Here is a 2890-nt window from a genome sequence, read left to right on the forward strand (position 1 = left end):
CTCTTAAAAAGAATGCTGCGCAAAAAGTCTACGGGTTATTAGTATTACTCGGCTATGATGTTACCACCGTTACACCTGTAACCTATCAACGTGGTCATCTCCCACGACCCTTTAAAGAAATCTAATCTTGTGGCGGGTTTCGTACTTATATGCTTTCAGCACTTATCCCATCCGCACTTAGCTACTCTGCTATGCCCTTGGCAAGACAACAGATACACCAGTGGTGCGTCCAACTCGGTCCTCTCGTACTAGAGTCAGTACCACGCAAATTTCTAACGCCCACAGTAGATAGAGACCGAACTGTCTCACGACGTTCTGAACCCAGCTCGCGTGCCACTTTAATGGGCGAACAGCCCAACCCTTGGGACCTTCTCCAGCCCCAGGATGTGACGAGCCGACATCGAGGTGCCAAACCCCCCCGTCGATGTGAGCTCTTGGGGGAGATCAGCCTGTTATCCCCGGCGTACCTTTTATCCTTTGAGCGATGGCCCTTCCATACGGAACCACCGGATCACTATGCTCTACTTTCGTACCTGATCGACTTGTGAGTCTCTCAGTCAAGCCCCCTTATGCCATTGCACTCTTCGCACGGTTACCAAGCGTGCTGAGGGAACCTTTAGAAGCCTCCGTTACACTTTTGGAGGCGACCACCCCAGTCAAACTACCCTCCACGAATTGTCCTTTGCTCTTTGCAAAGTTAGACCTCAGATAAGCAAAGGGTGGTATTTCAACAACGACTCCACAACTACCAGAATAGCCGCTTCTTAGTCTCCCACCTATCCTACGCATCACTTATCCAAGACCAATACGAAGATATAGTAAAGGTGCACAGGGTCTTTTCGTCCCACTGCGGGTAATCGGCATCTTCACCGATACTACAATTTCACCGAGCTCATGGCCGAGACAGTGTCCAAATCGTTACACCATTCGTGCAGGTCGGAACTTACCCGACAAGGAATTTCGCTACCTTAGGACCGTTATAGTTACGGCCGCCGTTTACTGGGGCTTCAATTCAAACCTTCGTGTTACCACTAAGCTCTCCTCTTAACCTTCCAGCACCGGGCAGGTGTCAGACCCTATACCTCATCTTTCGATTTTGCAGAGTCCTGTGTTTTTGATAAACAGTCGCTTGGACCTTTTCACTGCGGCCTATCACAAGATAGGCGACCTTTCTCCCGAAGTTACAGGTCTATTTTGCCTAGTTCCTTAGCCATGAATCTCTCGAGCGCCTTAGAATTCTCTTCCCAATCACCTGTGTCGGTTTACGGTACGGGCATTAATCTTCGCTTTTCTTGGAAACGTTATCTCTACTCTCACTTCAGCCGAAACCTCAGTGTACTTTTAGTGCCATAACAACACCTTAAACGCAGTATTCCGTCTCTGCGCGGTAGATACCTCATTCCGTCACTTCTATTAGATTAATGGTACGGGAATATTAACCCGTTGTACATCCACTACCCCTTCTCGGGTTCGCGTTAGTCCCCGACTAACCCTCAGCTGATTAGCATAGCTGAGGAAACCTTGATCTTTCGGCGGGCAGGTTTCTCACCTGCCTTATCGTTACTTATGCCTACATTTTCTTTTCTATTAGGCTCCACTACGGCTCACGCCTTTAGCTTCCACGCCAATAGAATGCTCCCCTACCGGTATATACATCGTATAACCCCATAGCTTCGGTAATATGCTTATGCCCGTTTATTATCCATGCCCAACCGCTCGACTAGTGAGCTGTTACGCACTCTTTAAATGTATGGCTGCTTCCAAGCCAACATCCTAGCTGTCAGTGCAGTCAGACCGCGTTTGGTCAACTTAGCATATATTTGGGGACCTTAGCTGATGGTCCGGGTTCTTTCCCTCTCGGATATGGACCTTAGCACCCATACCCTCACTGCTGATGAACATTTAATAGCATTCGGAGTTTGTCAGGAATTGGTAGGCGATGAAACCCCCGCATCCAATCAGTAGCTCTACCTCTATTAAACTTTTTATCAACGCTGCACCTAAATGCATTTCGGGGAGTACGAGCTATTTCCCAGTTTGATTGGCCTTTCACCCCTACCCTCAGGTCATCCGAAGTCTTTTCAACGACAACCAGTTCGGTCCTCCACGCTGTGTTACCAGCGCTTCAACCTGCCCAAGGGTAGATCACCAGGTTTCGCGTCTACTACTACCAACTATTAACGCCCTATTAAGACTCGCTTTCGCTGCGAATGCGTATCTGAAATACTTATCCTCGCTGGTAACAGTAACTCGTAGGCTCATTATGCAAAAGGCACGCCGTTACGGCTAAAAGCCGCTCCGACCGCTTGTAAGCGTATGGTTTCAGGGTCTTTTTCACTCCGTTATTCACGGTTCTTTTCACCTTTCCCTCACGGTACTAGTCCACTATCGGTCTCTCAGGAGTATTTAGCCTTACCGGATGGTCCCGGCTAATTCAGTCAAGGTTCCACGTGCCCCGACCTACTCAGGATACCCATAAGATTTATAAAGCTGTACCTATACGAGACTTTCACTCTCTTTGGTGTGCCTTTCCAAACACTTCTAATCCAGCTTTACAACCTATATCTGGGTCCTACAACCCCCATATTGCCGTAACAATATGGGTTTGGGCTGCTCCCATTTCGCTCGCCACTACTCTGGGAATCACTTTTGTTTTCTTCTCCTCTGCCTACTAAGATGTTTCAGTTCAGCAGGTTTGCCCACCTATCGGTGTAGTACATCTTCAATGTACTGGGTTGCCCCATTCGGACATTTGCGGATCAACTCGTATGTGCCAATCCCCGCAACTTTTCGCAGCTTATCACGTCCTTCTTCGCCTCTGAGAGCCTAGGCATTCCCCATACGCCCTTACATAACTTTTCGCGCTTGTAGTCTCTTTTAATTCTAAATT

The 2890-nt window shown here is 48.2% G+C and carries 1 rRNA gene; it reads right to left on the reverse strand.

The features are described from left to right. Positions 1 to 18: 18 nt before the first annotated feature. Positions 19 to 2862 (reverse strand): 23S ribosomal RNA (locus HMPREF9075_RS00980). Positions 2863 to 2890: the final 28 nt, after the last annotated feature.

The organism is Capnocytophaga sp. oral taxon 332 str. F0381, from assembly GCF_000318275.2.
Classification (GTDB): domain Bacteria; phylum Bacteroidota; class Bacteroidia; order Flavobacteriales; family Flavobacteriaceae; genus Capnocytophaga; species Capnocytophaga bilenii.